Below are 18,095 nucleotides of genomic sequence, written 5' to 3' on the forward strand. Positions count from 1 at the left end.
ACAGACCCTAACTTAAATCCGTGGGCATGTTCGGGGCAGGGTCAAGAGGCATCTTCTCCATAAGGGCATATCCTCGCGTGTCGGGTGGCAGGCAGGGTCAGGACACACATCGAAGACGACTTCGACCTGGCGCCGTCCACGCGCATCTCCGCCAGAAAAGCGATCCGATGCGCCTGACGCCTCGTCACACAAGCAGCGTCCAGGTGAACGACCGGCGTTCCCGGCCGTGATGCGCCGGGAGATTGTGGCTAGGCGCTCTATCGGGATGCCGGTAGCGTCATGAGCGACGCTGCGTGGCAGTCCCGGGATATTGACATGACAATAGACGACGGGCGGAGAAAAACGAGAAATGCATATGAGCGCGGACAGCCTGAATAGCTGCGAGACATCGAATGATGTCGCGATGCACACACTGTGCTGGCATACTTGGTCCCGGATGCGGCTTGTCGCTGTAGCCACAGTGGCGTGAGCGGCCGAGATGAAGAAATACATCCGCTCAAGCAATCTGGCCGCATTGTCATTGATTGCCCTGCACGCCTGCTTCACTTGGGCTCTGGCCGCGCCGATCCGGTTCGATCTACCTGATCTGTCGCAGGATCGAACCGGGCAGTCCGGCGCGGGTTGGCATATGTCTCTCGGCGGCCCGCAAAAAGACGAGGTGCTCACGGCGCGTCCCGACAGCGGTTTTACCAGCCAGCGTGCCATCCGTTTCGATGTAACGGGCAAGACAGTGTCGGCGGTCGTCGCACGGCCGTCGGATGGCGTGAATGCTCACGTCAGCTCTCGTAGCGTTTTCAGCTACATGATTTTCCCGGTCGCCGATCCTCGATCCCTGATCGATCCGGCCACGTTCACGACGCTCGACATCACGTTTTCCGACGGAAGCCGGGCATCGGCTCTCGGCGCGCATGATCTCGCAGGCGCGCCTCTTACCGCGCACGGGCAGGGAAACGGGCGCGCGCTGTATCCCAACCAGTGGAATCGCGTCGAGGTGCCGCTTGGCGCGATCGCTACAGGCAAGACGGTGTCGACAATCGAGATCCGCTCGGATGCGCCGGTATCGGTACCTTACCATGTTTATCTCGATGATATCGCGATTGAAGATGCCCAAGATGTTCGGGCGCTGACCCCGGCGGACTGGGTGGATACCCGGCGCGGCACCAATGCCAACGGCCATTATTCGCGCGGCAACAATTTCCCGGCCGTTGCAATGCCGCATGGCTTCAATTTCTGGACGCCGGCCACACGGGGCGACTCCAACTGGCTCTATCAGTATCAGGAGCGCAACGGCCCGAATAACAGGCCCCGCCTCGAAGCGCTTTCGCTCAGTCATGAACCCAGCCCCTGGATGGGCGATCGTCAGACTTTCCAGCTCATGCCGGTCCCCGGCGGTGCTGCGCCGTCTGCCGACCGGACGGCCCGCGCGGCGGCGTTCAGTCATGCACATGAAACGGCGTTGCCCTATCGCTATGCCGTGGCGCTCGACAACGGGATCACGGCGGAAATGGCGCCGACCGATCATGCCGCCACCATGCGTTTTCGATACCCGGGACCGGAAGGGCAGCTCGCCTTCGACAACATCAACGATCACGGGCGCCTGGTCATCGCGCCCGATGGACGAAGCGCTGCCGGCTATACGGACGTCGCCAGCACACTCTCGACCGGCGCCACGCGCATGTTCATCCATCTGGCGTTCGACCGGCCCGCCAAGGCGCAGGGACGCCTGAGCGGCCAGAAGCGCGACGACGTGGAAGCCTGGGCGTCGTTTGACACCCGTGATGGCAGGCCCGTCGAGATCCGCATCGCGACATCGCTCATCAGCCTTGATCAGGCCCGGCGCAATCTGGCCATGGAACTGCCGCCCGGTTCGACATTCGAGAGCGTTGCGAACGCGGCCCGGGATGCCTGGAACGCGCGTCTCTCGCGCGTTTCGATCCCCGGTGCGCCTGCCGATGAGCAGCGCACGCTCTACGGCAATCTCTATCGCCTGTATCTCTATCCCAACGAGGCGCACGAGAACGTGGGAACGTCCGGTGCGCCACGCTTCATGCATGCAAGCCCATTTGTGCCGTCTGGTGGCGCGAACACCGACACGCAGACCGGTGCAAGGGTCGAGCCGGGGAAGCTCTACGTTAACAACGGCTTCTGGGACACCTACCGCGCGGCATGGCCGGCTTATGCCCTGCTGACGCCCGAGGAAGCCGGTGCGCTCATCGACGGCTTCGTGCAGCAGTATCGGGAGGGTGGCTGGATCGCGCGCTGGTCATCGCCCGGGTATGCCGATCTCATGACAGGAACCAGCGCGGATGCCGCTTTCGCGGATGCATGGCGCAAGGGCGTGCGCAATTTCGATACGGATGCCTTCTATCGTGCGGCGTTGAAAGACGCGACGGTCGTGCCGGATGATCCGGGCGTCGGGCGCAAGGGACTGGCGCGATCGGCCTATCGTGGGTTCACGGATACCGATACGGACGAGGCACTTTCCTGGTCGAATGCCGCGACACTGAACGACTTCGCGTTGGGCGAGATGGCGTCGGATCTCGCCTCGGGTGCGCCTGCCGGCTCCGCCGCGCGTGCGGATCTTGCAGCGGAGGCCTGGTATCTGCACAACCGGGCGCTCGATTACGTCCATCTTTTCGATCGCGAGATCGGCTTTTTCGTCGGACGCAAGCCGGATGGTACGTGGCGTGCGACAAAGGCGACGTTCGATCCGCTCGCCTGGGGTGGCGACTACACCGAAACGAATGCCTGGACGATGGCGTTCGATTCCGTGCAGGACGGGCAGGGGCTCGCCAATCTTTATGGCGGCCGCGCAGGTCTGGCCCGAAAGCTGGATGCCTATTTCGCAACGCCCGGCGATTATCATGTCGGTGCCTATGGCGACGTGATTCACGAGATGCGGGAGATGCATGACATCCGCATGGGGCAATACAGCCACAGCAACCAGCCGGCCCATCATATCCTTTACATGTACGACTATGCCGGAGAGCCCTGGAAAGCGCAGGATAAGATCCGCGATGTCATGAACCGGCTCTATCGCGGCACGGCGATCGGGCAGGGTTATCCCGGCGACGAAGACAACGGCGAGATGTCGGCCTGGTGGATCTTCAGCGCCGCGGGCTTCTATCCGCTGCGGATCGGAACGCCGACCTATGCGATTGGCGCGCCGCGCTTCGAGACGATGCGTCTGTCCGTCGGGCACGGCAGAAGCCTGACGATCCGCGCGCCAGGCGTGAGCGACGACAATCGGTATATCCAGTCCGTGACGCTCAACGGCCAGCCACTGAGACGGTGGTGGCTTTCACAGTCGGAAATCGAAGCGGGGGGAGAGCTGCGCTTCACCATGGGACCGCATCCGTCGCACTGGGGCGCGGCCGAGATGGCTTCGCTGCCGTCGCTTACGCAAGGAAAGGCTCAGCCCGACCCGGCGGTCGATCTCATGGACATGGCAGGCGCTCGGATCAGCGCCCCGGCCACGGCGTTCGACAATGACGCAATGACGATCGCGACGATGCCGGCCGCGGGTCTGAGCATCACGCTGCCGGCACCCGTGCGCGCGCTGGCCTATACGATCACGTCCGGTACCGTGGCGACGCATGCTCCGTCCTCGTGGGACGTGCGCGCGTCCGACGACGGCGTGCACTGGATCGTCATCGATCATCGTGGCGAAGAGGTGTTCGCATGGAAGTATCAGCTCCGGCCGTTCCTGCTTCAGGACCGGCGTCCCCATCGCTTCTATCGCTGGATACCGCGCGATGGTCAGGCCGTCGAGATCGGCGAGTTCGAGCTTCTCGGGCGTCGGTCGAACGATCGGCGCTAGCGCGTTCGCCTGTTACCCATCGAGATATACCGTCCCTGAATTTCTGTTGTTTTGGTCGAGTTGTTCCGTATGAAATATCACGCTTTGTTCGCTCTCGTTCTTGCGAGTTCAACGGTCCTTCTGGCTGCGTCGCCGAGCCCGGCGCAGGCCGCTGACGACGCGGTATCCGCAGTCGATCCGCGCATCGGGACCGGGGGCGCGGGCCATACCTTCCCCGGGGCGACGGTGCCGTTCGGCATGGTTCAGCTCTCGCCCGATACGACGATGACGGATTTCAAACATTCCTATGCGTGGGCTGCGGGCTATCAGTATGGCGATCCCACTATCATGGGTTTCTCGCATACGCATTTTTCCGGCGCGGGGCATTCCGACCTCGGCGACGTGCTGGTGATGCCGATTTCCGGGGACGTGCGGCTTGATCCGGGCGATGCATCAGTGCCCGGCAGCGGTTATCGCTCGCGTTTTCGTCACGTAACGGAGGTGGAGCACCCGGGATATTATGCCGTGACACTGGATGATTACGATGTCCGGGCGGAACTTACCGCAAGCCGGCGCGTGGGCTGGCATCGCTACACGTTCCCTCGAGACAAGCCTGCGCATCTGCTGCTCGATCTACGGCCCAGCATCTACGATTATCCCGGTAAGGTCAGCTGGGCGCGTCTGCATGTCGGCGCGGACGGCACCGTGTCCGGTTGCCGCATGACGCGCGGCTGGGCGCCTGGGCGCGTGCTGTGCTTCGCTATCCGGTTCTCGCAGCCCATGACGGCGCGCACGCTCTATAATCGGGAGACGAACGTCCCGTACAAGGGGTTCAGGGGGCCCGGCAACCAGCCAGCCGATCATGACGCGCAGAATGGGCGTGCGCTCGAAGCGGTGTTCGATTTCGGCAAGCCCGTGGCGCCGGTCATGGTGAAAGCGTCCATTTCGCCGGTCAGCGAAGCAAATGCGATCGACAATCTTGATCGTGAAGGCAAGGGCTGGGATTTCGACGCACAGCGCACAAAGGCACAGGCAGCCTGGAAAAGCGCGCTCTCCGTGATCGACGTTCAGGGAACGGCCGACCAGCGCACGCAGCTTTATACCGCGCTGTATCACACGATGCTGGCGCCGACGCTCAGCATGGATGCAAACGGCGACTATCGCGGGCCGGATTACGAGGTCCACAAGGCCCGCGGATTTGACTTCTATTCGACCTGGTCGATGTGGGACGTCTACCGCGCGCAGCAGCCTTTGCTGGCACTTCTGCGGCCCGATCTCAGCACGGAGTTCGTCCGGTCACTGGTGGCATCGGCACAGAACAGCCCATTCGGCCTTTTACCCGTCTGGTCGTATCAGGGTCTCGAAACGTGGTGCATGATCGCGTATCACGCGGTGCCTGTCATCGCTGACGCCTATCTCGCGGGTGTGCGGGGTTTTGACGCCGATGCGGCACTCAAGACCATGGTGCGCAGCGCCACATACGGCCCTTACGGCGATCTCGCCGACTATATGAAGATCGGTTACGTGCCGATCGACAAGGAAGCCGAAGGCGCTTCGAAAACCCTGGAATATGCCTACGACGACTGGGCGCTTTCACGCATGGCGCGTGCCATGGGCCGGACAGACATTGCCGACGAGTTCGAACGTCGCTCGCATAACTGGCGCAATGTCTGGGACCCCAAATCAGGCTTCATGCGTGCGCGCCAGACCGACGGTCAGTTCCACATGCCGTTCAATCCGGCTGCCGCCGCCTATGGCAGCGATTATACGGAAGGCAATGCCTGGCAATATTCATGGTACGTCCCGCAGGATATCCCCGGACTTATTGCGGCAATGGGCGGCCAGGCACAGTTCACCGGCAAGATCGACGCGCTCTTCGACGCGAAGGTGGATCCGGCGATTTTCAGGAATGTCGAGGATATCAGCGGTCTGATCGGATGGTATGCCCATGGCAACGAGCCGGATCACCACGTCGCCTATCTGTACGATTACGCAGGAGCGCCATGGAAGACGCAGCAGCGTCTGACGCAGATCATGCAGACGCAATACGCCACAAGCCCGGATGGACTCGCAGGCAATGACGACCTCGGCCAGATGTCGGCATGGTATATCTTCACGGCGCTGGGCTTCTATCCCGTGACGCCGGCAGGCGGAGAGTACGCCATCGGCCGTCCGTTCCTGCCCAGGGCGGTGGTCCATCTCGGCAACAAGCATGATTTCACGGTGATCGCCGAGCACCTCGATGCAGAGCACCCTTACGTGGGGTCGGTAACGCTCAACGGTCAACCGCTCGAAAAGCCCTTCCTGTCGCGAAAGAGCGTTCTGGCAGGCGGCGAGCTACGTTTCGTCATGCAGGCACAGCCGAACACCACCAAGGCCTTTCAATAGGGCGCTATAGAAGTCGCTCTGCAGCGCTGGGTGGCCTGTCGGAAGCACATCCATCGTGTTGCAAAGAACCGATAAGGCACTTCAACTCAGCTATGGCGACAGCTGAACTTGTACGAGAGTTGAGGCCGGTCAAGCCTTATCTCTCGCCAGATACCTGCCAGCAGGGAGCATGCAGCATGCTCCCTTGTCTCCAAGATGTTCCGCCCAAGGCTGACTATCCGCGCGCGAACAGCAGTTTATTTCGGCAGGTTCCTGGCCAGCTCAAGATGATGCTCAAGCGTCGGCAAGGTCTGCCCCGCCCAGTTCTTCAACTGTGCATTATCGCCGTTCTGTGCATAGCGACGGAACAGAGCAACCGCGTCTTCGTGGCCGCTGATCTGGTCGCGCCGGTATTCGGTGACAAATGCGTGGCCGTGCAGCGTCCGAAGCTTTTCCAGCATCTCCTTGTGCGCGCCATCCAGAGCCGTCGGTATCTCCGCCTGTGCGGAGCCGCTCTGCACCATGGACTTGAGTTGGGACGACGTCTTCTGATGATCCTCGATCATTTGCGTCGCAAATGCTTTCGATTTGGCCTCGCCGCCCTGAGAGGCAAGCTGGCTGGTGTCGATTTCAAACATATCGCTGATTGCGGCTTCTTTCACGAAATCAGCGGTGGTGGGCGCGATTCCCATTGCGGATACGTTCGATTTCCAGAAGATCCGGGCGGAAATCGGTAAAGGCGGCGATCAGCTGCTGCCGGTTTTCCTCACGGAAGAGGAAATCACCAGGGACGGAAAAAGTATAGAGAACCATCGAAGCGATTTGCTCAAGGAACGCTATCTATCGAAGTTTACAGCCTTTCCGAAAGTGCGTTCGTTGTTCCTGCGCCTCAAGGAAGACCATATCCAGACCGTTCTGGCATCCTCGTCAAAAAGCGCCGAACTCGAAGTCTACAAGAAAATCGCCAAGATCGACGATCTGGTCGATAGCGAGGTCTCTTCCGAAGACGTCACGCAGTCGAAGCCAGCGGCCGACATTTTCGTGGTCGCCGTGAAAAAATTGCATTCTGTCTTTCCGCAGGACGTCGTCGTCATCGGTGACACGCCCCATGACGCAACAGCGGCGCGGAAAGCCGGGCTGAAGCCGATCGGCGTTTTATGCGGTGGCGTCTCTGATGAAAAATTGCGCGATGCAGGATGCGCTGCAATCTACAAGGACCCGGAGGACCTGCTGAACCGCTACGAGACATGGACGGGCGCCGGTCAGACTGGCTCCTGACAGGCATTCTCGAGCGAAATCCTCCCGGAAATTTACGTCTGGCCTCATCCCTTGAGCGAATGTTCGTCCCGCTCCCGGAAGCGCTCGTTCCGTCATCAGCGTCTCGACCGCTATTCGGCAGGCTGGAAGAAGAACCCGGACCCGGTTGGGCTGCCTGCAGAAGGTAGTCACCAAACCAGTCTATGGATCTTCACTGACGAATTTCGGGGTGAGCGTTTCGGCGACTGCTTCCTTGTGTTGCTGAGGCAGCAACTTCATCACGAGAATCAATGTCGAAAGACTGAGGCAGATAATGTTCTGCCCGATCATGGCCCACTGCATGAGCAGAATGCCATCAATAAGCCAGGCGACGAATCCCGCGACTGTTATTACATACATTTTCAGGGAAATTTCGTCTGTATTGCGTGATTTGATGACGCTCCAGGCCTGCGGCACGAAGCTTACCATCGAAAGCGTCGCCGCGAAGATACTGACGACCGTCACTGTGCTGGTAATCAACATGGAATGGATTTCCTCGCAGCGCCTGTACGGGCAAGTTTTGGCATCTCGCACGCATACCGCTTCATCTTTTACGCCACGGAGCGGCGCTTGTTCCGTCCGGCATTGTTTGCGGGAAGCTGTTGAGACCAGGGCTCGGGCATATGAGCCTCCAGGTCTGCGCTGGCGATCACGGGAGCGTGTGTCGAAAGAGCGCCCCACGTCTTCGATCGATACGTAATCGGACAGAACTCGATATTTTACAAATGAGGGTTGAAACCCCCTACCGATCCGGGCGCTTTCAGATCACCACTTCATCGTAGGCTGGACTGAGTAGCATCTTGGATAATGAGCCGACGCCAGAAACACCGGATCAGCAAATTCTGCGGCTTAGCGCCGAGCAGGTCACGGTTGAGGCAGGTCAGCGCGTTACCGGGAAAGTGGACGTTTCAGTCAGGACAAGCACGCATACGGAAAATGTGCGTGCAGCGCTGTCAGACGAGCGCGTCGTAGTGGATCGCGTTTCCGTAGGGGCGGTTGTCGATGAACTTCCTCAACAACGGCAGGAAGGCGATACGACGATTATACCTGTTGTTGAAGAAATCGTCGAAGTCCGGAAGCGTTATCTCATTCGAGAAGAAGTGCGTATTCAACGCATCATAGAACATCGCATTCACGAAGAAGCAGTCGATCTGCGACGAGAGGAAGCGACCGTTCACAGAACCGCGTTTACAGATCAGCCCGACGAAGCATCACGCCTGGCAGATAGCCAACCTGGAGATTCACATCATGAACAGTGAAACAATTGTCGCCGTGTTTGACGAACCCGCGGCAGCATCACGTGCGATCGAAGCGCTCGGAACGGCGGGTATTCCCCGGAACGCCATTCATCATTACGAGCGCACTGACGAAGCGAAAGGGGAAAACACCGAAAGCTCCGATGTAGAGACCCATCATCATACTGGGTTCTGGAGCTGGCTGACGGGCGGCGAGGCCAATCACGAGCATCACGCCCTGTATGACCAGACAGTCAAAAGCGGCGGAACGGTGGTCACCGTTGTCTGTGAAGGCAATCAGGTAGACGAGATCTATCGTGTGTTGGAACAGTATGGGCCCATCGATCTGGAAGAGCGTCACTCGCAATATCAGACCAGCGGTGCCTATGGCGCGACATCGGACATAACAGGCAGCAGCAATGTTGCGAATGCCGGGCTGAACGACGTCGCCCCGACGGGCGGGGTTGCCTCCAGCGGCGCCGCTCTGGGAGGCGCTGGCTCGGGCGATGTTCGATCTGGTGGGAATGCGTCGGCGGCGGCTGAGCAGGTTATTCCTTTGGCGGAGGAGCAGCTCGAGCTTGGCAGGCGGGACGTCGATCGCGGAACAACCCGCGTCCGGCGCTATACGGTGTCACGCCCGGTCGAAGAGCATATCCGCCTGCGTGATGAAGCCGTCTCCGTTCTGCGCCGGCCGGTTCATGGTGATCCCACTGTCGGCCCCGACGCGTTCACGGACCGCGAGATCAGCGCGACCGAAATCGACGAGGAAGCGGTCATCGGCAAGACCGCCCATGTCGTGGAGGAAGTCGTGTTGAAGAAAGATGTCAGCCACCACGACGAGACGGTGCATGACACGGTGCGCCGCGAGGAAATCGAGGTGACCGGCCCGAAAGGTCATGAGATCGAAAAAACTAACGATCGCAAAATCTGATCTGGAAAACGACATGTGCTCGCATTCAGGATGCTGGCACATCTGAACAGGGTTTTGCGTGAGGCCGCGCCGTCATGCTGAAGCAGGATGACGGCGCGGTTGTATTTCTGGCGTCCTGGTTTGCGAATGATGCCGGTGACCGGATCGGCGTGCCTGATTGACTCCAGTGGGCGTGGAATTCAGCTTTTTTGAACTCGCTGCTTGGCGATTGAGCAAACGAACGCGTTACAAGATACGGCGCCGGATGCGTTATTCACCTGAGAGGCACGCTTGCGGAACCTCTTTTCGCGGCAATTGGGACGCGATTTTAGGGTAATTCTGAAAATTCGTTTCTGTTTTGAGGATTTATTGCGGAGAAAGCATCTGTCTCGCGTGCATTTCTCAAGCTGAGAAATTGATGTCGGTAATTCGTGTCCGGTGCCGATTTCAAGTCGCATGTTTTCGAGCTCCGGCGAAGTCACGGCAATACTGCGAAGACGGAACCGAATGACATCCGGCTGTCGACATGCATCGGCGTAATTGGGCAGCGGCGCGGGCTCCCGATGATGGTTCTGTCGGATGCGCGCTGTTTGCGTGACTTTGTGCATAGAATTTGGATGACAGAAGGTCTTTCCGTGTTCGCAATTTCGTCGGCAATGCACGTCCAAGGTGGATTGTCCGACTATGGACGATTCACCTTTGCTGACAGCCATGAAGTGCTTTTGACGCCAGCGATGTAGTTATGTCCGTCAATCCTTCCGACTTTGGCTCTACGTTGGAGCGACTGCGTCCTATGCAGTGGAACTGGATCGGTTGGTGTCAGTCGTATCTCTGTTGCGACGATATTCTGTGGTCCGCGAGCAGCAGCCCCTGGGGAATAGCCAGAAAGACAGCCAACTGATGTAGTGCATTTCCGTAGCTATAGGCTGTTCTTGTCCTCAGGCCGGACGGCGCGTATTTCACCGGGACCGCAATGGCGGTGCTTGTCGACCAATACTCGTTGTGAAAATGACGCGTCTGTCATGAAGACGCGCGATAGTCACGCATCAGCATTTCTTCATACACAAGAATGATTTGTGCAGGCAGCGTGCAGATGGGAGGCTGGCGGAGAGAGTGGGATTCGAACCCACGGTACGCTATTAACGTACACACGCTTTCCAAGCGTGCGCCTTAAGCCGCTCGGCCATCTCTCCTGCTGAGCGGCGCGGACCATACCAACTTGCGAGGGTTACGCAAGGGGGTTCAGATGGCGTCGTGCCTCGTCAATGAAGCGGGCGATCAGGGCAGGGGACTTTTCGCCCGGTGCGGTTTCCACGCCCGATGAGACGTCCACGGCAAGCGCGCCGCTCGCGCGCAAGGCATCGGCCACATTGTCGGGCGTCAGCCCGCCTGCGAGCAGCCACGGGGCTGGCGCGTGCCAGCCTGTCAGGATCGACCAGTCGAACGTCAGGCCATTGCCGCCGGGTCGGCCGGCTTCTCTGGGTGCCTTGGCCTCGATCACCAGGCCTTGCGTATCGGCGGTGCGTGGCAGGTCGCTCTTTTCAGAAATACCGATAGCAGCCCAGATCGGCAGGCCGGTGCGGCGGCCGATCGCTGTGATCCGCTCAGGCGCGTCATAGAGCTGCAGGATGTCAGGCTGAAGGATGTCGCAGACGGCATCGACCAGCGCGTCGTCCGGTTTGACCAGCAGGGCCACGCGACGTGGTCCACCGGCGGCATGCGACGGCGCTGCCCTGCAGAGCGACGCCGCGGCGTCAGGCGTCACGTAGCGCGGAGAGGCAGGATGAAAGACAAGCCCGATCCAGTCGGCGCCATGGCGAACGCAGGCGTCCACATCCGCAGGCTTCGTCAGCCCGCAGATCTTGATCCCGATACGGCGCGCCGTCATCGCGGCCCCGATCAGGCTGTCAGTTCGGCGCGGATACGACGCGCCGCATCGCCTGGATCAGCGGACCCCGTGATCGGACGCCCGACGACGATCCAGTCCGCACCTGCGTCTGCCGCCGCGCGCGGCGTCATGACGCGGGCCTGATCGCCATGATCGGCGCCCTCCGGACGAATGCCCGGGACGACCAGAACAGGCTCCGCGCCGAATGTGCGCCGAAGCGCCGGAAGCTCCGCGGGCGAGCATACGAGCCCGTCGGCACCGGCATCGAGTGCCAACGCACCCAGGCGCAACACCTGCTCCTCCGGCGTGCCTTCCACTCCGATTTCGTGCAAGGCGTGACCATCCAGGCTGGTCAGCACCGTTACGGCGATCAACCGGGGCCTTTCGCGTCCGACGCAGCTCTGTTCCAGCGCCTCACGCGCACGGCCGATCATCGCCCGCCCGCCCGCGGCATGGATGGTGACAAGGGCGGGGGCGAGCGGCGCAAGGCTTCTGAGCCCACCCGCCACGGTGTTCGGGATGTCGTGCAGTTTCAGGTCGAGAAACAGCTGTCGATCCCGCGCGAGTTCTGCTACGGCGTCGAAACCGCGCGCGTAGCAGAACTCCAGGCCCAGCTTGATCGCATCGACATGACCGTCCGTCGCGCGCGCGAGTTCCGCGGCCCGGTCCATGTCGGGCGTGTCGATGGCAACGATCAGGCGTGTCATCAGAGGGGCTGCCCGCCTACGGGCGTGGTGGTCACGGTGGCGGTCTGCGCGTTCAGGCGGTTATGCAGATCGACCACCTGGGCCTGCAACTGGCGGACCTGGGCTTCGGCGCGCCGGGCACGGCGGCGCTGGCGCAGTTCACCAAGCCAGAGCGCAAAGGCCCCCAGCACGAAGAAGATCGCCCCTGTCGCAAGGGCAAGAATGCCTGCCGGCGTCTTCCAGCCATAGGAGACGAACCACATCTGCTGCGGGTCGGGATTCGTCACCGCGAAGATGACGAGAGCGAGGATAAACGGCAGAACGATAAGCAAGCGCAACATGGTCAAGTCCTATCCCGGCGTCCCACGCGCGGCAAGCCGGGCGCATTGTGCTCAAAAGCACGATCGACGCTTGCGTTCCTTGGGTGGACGCGCGCACGGTTCATGAACTGGTGCAATGGATCGGGGGCATCACGAGTGAATGAAGTCATCACGTTCCGGGCCAGGCTCCCAAACGTGGATACACTCTGGGCCGTGGTCGCCCGGCAGGGGCGCACGACACGGATCGCCGATGTGCACCCCGATCAGGCGGCGGCCCTGGCCGACTGCGCCTGGCGGGCACAGCAGGTGCGGGCCTATGCACAGTTCATCCTGGGCGAGCGCCAGCCGCTGCCCCAGTACAGCGTGCGCACGATCAGACGTGCGGAACTGCCACGCGCCTGGCGCCCGTTGCCGGCCTTGGGAATCCTGCGGGGCCAGGCAATCTGACGACGCATGTGATCAGCCGCGTGCACGGGTTTCGTGGCGGGTAGTCAATTCGGCGGCAGCATGACACAACATGCCATCGGATCCGGGCCCGATGGCAGCTGGATCCTTCAGGCCACGTGTCATCAGGGAACGCGCCCGCCATATGTCTCCGAACGATCATGCCGATTCCGTCCAGGGTGCCGCGCAGGCCGGCTCACCCGGTCTTCTGATCGGCAACCAGTATGTGCGGTCCTTCTCCCTGACAGTACCCGGCGCGCCAGGCGTTTATGCCAATGTTCCGCTGCGCGTGCATATGGCGCTGGGGATCGATGTGAGTGCACGGCAGCTTGCCGACAACCAGCCGAACTTCGAGGTCACGCTCGTCATGCGGGCCCAGGGACTGCGCGACGCGCCGAGCGCCGAGGTGCCGAATCCTGAGCGTCTCTACGAAGCGGAGCTCGCCTATTCCGGTCTCGTGATGCTGCAGAACGCCGGGCCGGACACGTTCGAGCCGCTCCTGCTGATCGAGGCGCCGCGCATGCTGTTTCCGGGCGCGCGCAACGTGCTGGCCATGAACGTCCGCGAGGCGGGCTTCCCGGTCACCATGCTGCAGCCGGTCGACTTCGTTGCCCTGTGGCACGCCCGGCGCGCGCAGCGCTAAAAATGTACCGCTTCCACTCGATCCCGGCAGACGTCTTCGAGCCATGACCGATATCCTGATGCCTCACCAGTCCAGACACGGCACGAACGAGGCACGCTGGCTTCGTCCGGACGCGGGATGGGCGCGCGTGCACCATGCAGAAATTCTTGCCCGGGAAGCGCCGGATGCCATCCACGACGATGTGGCGCTGGCAGCTTTCTTCAGAACGCGCGGCAACGAGCTTGGTCTCGTGCCGAACCGGCTGTTCGACGAAGGCTGGTATCTCGCGGCGAATCCGGATGTGGCGGCCGGCGTCCGGGAAGGAATTTTCGCCTCGGGCTTCCAGCATTACTGCGAAAGCGGCTTTCGCAGCCGGGCGCCGCACTGGCTGTTTTCCGAGCAGGATTATTTCACCCGCAATCCCGACCTCACGCCCCATGCACTTGACGAGCGCGGCTTCCACAACGGGTATGATCATTTCCTGAAGGTCGGAGACCGCGAAGGGCGTATCGGGCACCAGTTCTTCGATCCGCTGGTCTTCCGTGCGGACGCGCTGGCCGCGCATAGCGGGATCGACCTCGATCGCGGCCTCTTCGCCCAGTATCTCGCAAGCCCGCAGACCACGCGCACGAGCTGGTATTTCGATCCGGCATGGTATCTCGAGACCTATCCGCAGGTCCGCCAGGCGATCGAGCAGGGTGAGTATAGCGGTCCGCTGCATCATTACCTGACCAACGGCACGCCACAGGCTTTCGATCCCAATCCTTTCTTCAGCGAAGCATCGTATGCGTCACGGTATCCGGACGTGGATGCGATCGTCCGATCGGGGGGATTTCGCAACGGGTTCGAACATTTCCGGAAGTTCGGTGCCCGGGAGGGCCGTGATCCCGGGAACATTGAAAACTTCGGGGCATATCGCAGCCGCCCGGATGTCGTGCGCGACCTGCAGATTGGCCGCGCGCCCGATGCATTCGCCCATTTCGTGGCCGCGCGCACCCTGCGCGGCGTCGATGTCGATCATGCGCCGGAGACGCTTCGCGGGCCGTTTGCACCGGAACTCTGCCGTGCGCTGGCCTATCGGCGGGCCGAGAGCCTGCTGCCGCTCGTGGCACGCGCGCCGCTCGATTTTCGCACGTTCGGACTGCCCAGGCTCAGTGTCGTCATCACGGCACGCAACGGCTTCCTCTGGACGCTGGCGGCCCTCGCGGCCTTGCGCGACTGCACGCGCGCGCCGATCGAGCTCATCCTGATCGATGACGGATCAACCGACGGCACCACCACGATCGAGCGTCTCGTGGACGGGCTCACGGTCATCCGGCCCGAACACCGGATGACGCTGCCGGCGCGCCTAACCCTCGGACTTTCGCGTGTCCGGGCACCGGCCGTCCTGTTGCTCGATCAGGCGATCCAGCTCCGACTGGGCGCGGTCGATGTCGCATTGTCGCATCTGGGACAGGCGGACGTGGCGGCCGTGACCGGCCGGGTGACCGCACTCGACATGACCGTGATCGAGGCAGGGCTTACCGTTTACCGGGATGGCAATCTCGAGCGGATCGGTGCGGGATCATCGATCGAGACGCCGGAAATCGGCTTCGTTCGTGATTGCGACGCCGGAAGTGCCGGGGCGCTTTTCGTGCAGACGGCGCGTCTGCGTGATGTCGGTCTTGATCCCGAGGCGCGGTCCATGGGCGCACTGTTGATCAGCCTGTCCCTGTCCCTGCGTCAGGCCGGCGGGCGCGTGGTGTACGATCCGGCCATGCTGGCGCGCAGCATAGGCATGACACCGGAAGCACAGGATGCGCGTGAAAGCGCGCGTATGCAGCGGCGGGATCGCTTCCGCACTCTGTTGCGCGGCCAGCCGGCCGGTGCACCGTTCATGAGCGCCCGCGCCGGGGCGGACGCAGACCGGCCTCGCGTTCTCGTCTTGTGCGATCGCGTGCCGATGCCTGAACAGGGCCGGGATACGGCGATCCTGGTGGCCCGTATCGCGATGCTGGGACAGGCCGGTTGTCGGGTCACGCTGTATCCGCTTGATGACCGGATGCCTGACGCCTCCGGGCTGGCCCTGACCTTTGGCGACGATGTCGAAATTCTGCGGGGCGCTGGTGCGGCCGGGCTTGCGGCCTTGCTGGACGGACGCCGGCTCGGCTTCGACCGGATCTGGATCGCCGGGACACGCGTGCTTGGCCAGTGCCTGTTCGTCTTTCACCAGATGGCGCATACCCTGCCGACACAGGGTTTCGTCCTCGACGTTTCGGCGCTCCGCAGCGTGGAGCACCGCGGGCGTCGTCGTCTCGGTGGCATCCACGATCATGAAGCGCTGATGGCGGACCTCCGGCAGGAACTGCAGGATGCCTGGTTCTGTCAGGGGATCGTCGCCAGTAACGACGAAGAGGCGTCCCTGATCCGGCAGGCAGGCTTCGATAACGTCCACGTGCTCGCCTACACGCCCGGCGGCGCCCATGAGCCGGTGCCCTCCGTCGGTTACGCGTCGCGCCGCGATGTCCTGTGTCTGCCCTTCATCGGCGCAGGCGGAGATGCGGCGCATGACGGCGTGGACTGGTTTGTCCATACGGTGGTGCCGATGCTCGATCAGCATCTGCCGCCCGAGGTGACGATCGACATCGCAGGCCGCCGACCGGATACCGTCGATCTCTCGCCGCTGGCGCGCTACCGGCGCGTGCGGCTCGTGTCACCGGACGTGACGATGAACGAGCTGGTCCGGACCCGCCGCGTCCTCGTGGTGCCGGACCGTTTCAGCGCGGGGCTCGCCTCGGAGGTCCTGTGTGCCGCGGCGGCAGGCCTGCCCGCCGTTCTCAGCGACGACATCGCCTTGCGGCTCGGATGGCGGGACGGGGACGCCTGCCTCGCAGGCGGCGTGGGCGATGCTGCCCGCCTGGCAGACGCGATCGGCCGGCTGTATGGCGACAGCGACCTGTGGACGCGCCTCAGCCTGGCCGCGCGTGATGCTGCAGGCTCGCGTTACGGCGCCGCTTCCGCGTTGTCGCAGCTCCGCGTCATTCTGGCGGAGGCGGGCGGCAAACCGGCGGCTGCCACCGTGTCACAATCTGCCCCGATACTGGACGAGACCCTGTCATGACTGACCCGTCGCTTGCCGCAGCACTCGAAAAGGCCGATGGCACGCTGGACGCAAGCCTTGCGCGACTGTTCGAACTGCTGCGCATTCCGAGCATCTCGGCCCAGCCTGCCCATGCGGCCGACTGCGCGCGTGCAGCCGAATGGCTTCGTGCGGAGCTGAGCACGCTCGGCTTTGCGGCAAAGGTCTGCCCGACGCCGGGTCATCCGATGGTCGTGGCCCACGACGCGGCTGACGAGACCGATATGCGTCCGCACGTCCTGTTCTACGGGCACTACGATGTGCAGCCGACCGACCCGGACACGCTGTGGGACGCGCCTGCCTTCGACCCCTACGAGAAGACGCTGGAAGACGGACGTCGCGTGATCGTCGGCCGCGGCACGGCGGACGACAAGGGCCAGCTCATGACGTTCCTCGAGGCATGCCGCGCGTGGCGGTCGGTCTCGGGGCGGCTGCCGGTCCGCGTGACGGTCCTGATCGAGGGCGAGGAAGAGAGCGGCGGCGCCAATCTGCTGCCGTTCCTGAAAGCACATGCCGAGGAACTGCGCGCCGATATCGCTCTGATCTGCGACACTGGCATGGCGGACGTTCGCACGCCCGGTATCACCACGGGCCTGCGCGGTCTGGTCGGTGAAGAAATCCGGATCACCTGCGCGACACACGATCTGCATTCCGGCCTGTATGGAAACGCGGCACGCAATCCGATCGAGCTGCTGTGCCGCGCGCTGGCCTCGGTGCGAGACGGGCAGGGACGGGTGACGCTGCCCGGTTTCTATGACGGCGTGCGCGTGCCCGACGAGGCAACCCGCGCGGCGTGGCGTCGGCTTTATCCCGATGATTCGGGGCTTCTGGCGCCGGTCGGGCTGTCCGTTGCCGCCGGCGAAGACGGATTTTCCGCGATCGAGCAGACCTGGTGCCGCCCGAGTTTCGAGATCAACGGTATCTCGGGTGGCTACGAAGGCGACGGGTTCAAGACCGTCCTGCCGTCGAGAGCGATGGCCAAGGTCTCCTTTCGCACAGTGCCGGGGCAGGATCCGCAGGCGATCCGCGACGCATTCCGTGCGCATGTGCGCGCCCTGCTGCCCGCCGATGCCACGGTCTCGTTCGCATCTCATGGAGCCTCGACCGGCTTCGCGGTCCCCGAAGACGGACCCTTCCTCCCGGCGGCGCTGCAGGCACTCACGGATGAATGGCAGGTGCCCGCCGTGACCATCGGTTCGGGCGGTTCGATCCCGGTTGTCGCCGAGGTCGAGGAAGCGCTCGGCATGGCCTCGCTGATGATCGGTTTCGGCCAGGCCGACGACCGCATGCACTCGCCGAACGAAAAATACGACATGCAGTCGTTCCACAAGGGCATCCGGTCCTGGATCCGCGTCATGGCCGCGCTGGCGCAGGCGAGGCGTCCGGCTTGATCTGAAGCCCGTTCGGGCC

14 protein-coding genes and 1 tRNA gene are annotated in these 18,095 nt (G+C 62.4%); 9 read left to right on the plus strand and 6 right to left on the minus strand.

All coding sequences use genetic code 11. The features are described 5' to 3' along the window. Positions 1 to 478 precede the first annotated feature (478 nt). Positions 479 to 3,820 carry a GH92 family glycosyl hydrolase gene (locus B8446_RS03875; protein WP_084712055.1) on the plus strand — a complete coding sequence of 1,114 codons (3,342 nt, stop codon included), beginning with the start codon at positions 479 to 481 and terminating at the stop codon, positions 3,818 to 3,820. A 69-nt stretch (positions 3,821 to 3,889) separates the two neighbouring features. Further along, entirely contained in the window at positions 3,890 to 6,187 is a 2,298-nt protein-coding gene (locus B8446_RS03880; RefSeq protein ID WP_048847466.1) for a GH92 family glycosyl hydrolase, read from the plus strand. 236 nt (positions 6,188 to 6,423) lie between these two features. Here B8446_RS03880 and B8446_RS03885 read toward each other — a convergent pair whose 3' ends face one another. Next, a complete protein-coding gene (locus tag B8446_RS03885) occupies positions 6,424 to 6,858 on the minus strand; it encodes a DUF4142 domain-containing protein (protein ID WP_084712056.1) in 435 nt (144 codons plus the stop codon). Here B8446_RS03885 and B8446_RS03890 point away from each other — a divergent pair. Beyond that, on the plus strand, positions 6,839 to 7,444 hold the full coding sequence (locus B8446_RS03890; RefSeq protein WP_206742553.1) for an HAD family hydrolase: 606 nt from the start codon (positions 6,839 to 6,841) through the stop codon (positions 7,442 to 7,444). The two genes, B8446_RS03885 and B8446_RS03890, sit on opposite strands and share 20 nt — an antisense overlap. A gap of 180 nt (positions 7,445 to 7,624) precedes the next feature. Here B8446_RS03890 and B8446_RS03895 read toward each other — a convergent pair whose 3' ends face one another. Further along, positions 7,625 to 7,945, minus strand: coding sequence for a SemiSWEET family sugar transporter (locus tag B8446_RS03895; protein ID WP_048847470.1), 321 nt, complete (start codon positions 7,943 to 7,945; stop codon positions 7,625 to 7,627). Between the two features lie 317 nt (positions 7,946 to 8,262). Here B8446_RS03895 and B8446_RS03900 point away from each other — a divergent pair, with 317 nt between their 5' ends. Both B8446_RS03900 and B8446_RS03905 read left to right on the plus strand, forming a co-directional pair. Beyond that, positions 8,263 to 8,721 (plus strand): YsnF/AvaK domain-containing protein, encoded by a 459-nt coding sequence (locus tag B8446_RS03900; RefSeq protein WP_158507521.1) that lies wholly within the window; start codon positions 8,263 to 8,265, stop codon positions 8,719 to 8,721. Continuing rightward, complete coding sequence (locus B8446_RS03905) at positions 8,711 to 9,628, plus strand: YsnF/AvaK domain-containing protein (RefSeq protein WP_048847474.1); 918 nt, start codon at positions 8,711 to 8,713, stop codon at positions 9,626 to 9,628. Before B8446_RS03900 ends, B8446_RS03905 begins: the two co-directional genes overlap by 11 nt. Positions 9,629 to 10,709: 1,081 nt before the next feature. On the opposite strand, the gene B8446_RS03915 is transcribed toward B8446_RS03905, so the two are convergent. The 4 genes from B8446_RS03915 to B8446_RS03930 form a co-directional block, all read right to left on the minus strand. Continuing rightward, positions 10,710 to 10,800: transfer RNA gene (locus tag B8446_RS03915), tRNA-Ser, on the minus strand. Between the two features lie 35 nt (positions 10,801 to 10,835). Next, on the minus strand, positions 10,836 to 11,495 hold the full coding sequence (locus tag B8446_RS03920) for a phosphoribosylanthranilate isomerase (protein ID WP_048847478.1): 660 nt from the start codon (positions 11,493 to 11,495) through the stop codon (positions 10,836 to 10,838). A gap of 11 nt (positions 11,496 to 11,506) precedes the next feature. Beyond that, on the minus strand, positions 11,507 to 12,202 hold the full coding sequence (pyrF, locus tag B8446_RS03925; RefSeq protein WP_048847480.1) for an orotidine-5'-phosphate decarboxylase: 696 nt from the start codon (positions 12,200 to 12,202) through the stop codon (positions 11,507 to 11,509). Next, positions 12,202 to 12,522 carry a lipopolysaccharide assembly protein LapA domain-containing protein gene (locus B8446_RS03930; RefSeq protein ID WP_048847482.1) on the minus strand — a complete coding sequence of 107 codons (321 nt, stop codon included), beginning with the start codon at positions 12,520 to 12,522 and terminating at the stop codon, positions 12,202 to 12,204. The genes pyrF and B8446_RS03930 overlap by 1 nt, the downstream gene beginning before the upstream one ends. Positions 12,523 to 12,696: 174 nt before the next feature. Between B8446_RS03930 and B8446_RS03935 the strand changes: the two genes are divergently transcribed. From B8446_RS03935 to B8446_RS03950, 4 genes are all read left to right on the plus strand, one after another. After that, the gene (locus B8446_RS03935; RefSeq protein ID WP_373277126.1) at positions 12,697 to 12,948 is read left to right on the plus strand and encodes a hypothetical protein; all 252 of its coding nucleotides are present in this window, start codon (positions 12,697 to 12,699) and stop codon (positions 12,946 to 12,948) included. Between the two features lie 142 nt (positions 12,949 to 13,090). After that, on the plus strand, positions 13,091 to 13,588 hold the full coding sequence (locus tag B8446_RS03940; protein WP_048847486.1) for a protein-export chaperone SecB: 498 nt from the start codon (positions 13,091 to 13,093) through the stop codon (positions 13,586 to 13,588). 43 nt (positions 13,589 to 13,631) lie between these two features. After that, positions 13,632 to 16,667 (plus strand): glycosyltransferase, encoded by a 3,036-nt coding sequence (locus B8446_RS03945; RefSeq protein WP_048847488.1) that lies wholly within the window; start codon positions 13,632 to 13,634, stop codon positions 16,665 to 16,667. Beyond that, positions 16,664 to 18,076: a M20/M25/M40 family metallo-hydrolase gene (locus tag B8446_RS03950; protein ID WP_048847491.1), complete on the plus strand. Its 1,413-nt coding sequence runs from the start codon at positions 16,664 to 16,666 to the stop codon at positions 18,074 to 18,076. The genes B8446_RS03945 and B8446_RS03950 overlap by 4 nt, the downstream gene beginning before the upstream one ends. Positions 18,077 to 18,095: the final 19 nt, after the last annotated feature.

Source organism: Tanticharoenia sakaeratensis NBRC 103193 (assembly GCF_000963885.1).
GTDB lineage: Bacteria > Pseudomonadota > Alphaproteobacteria > Acetobacterales > Acetobacteraceae > Tanticharoenia > Tanticharoenia sakaeratensis.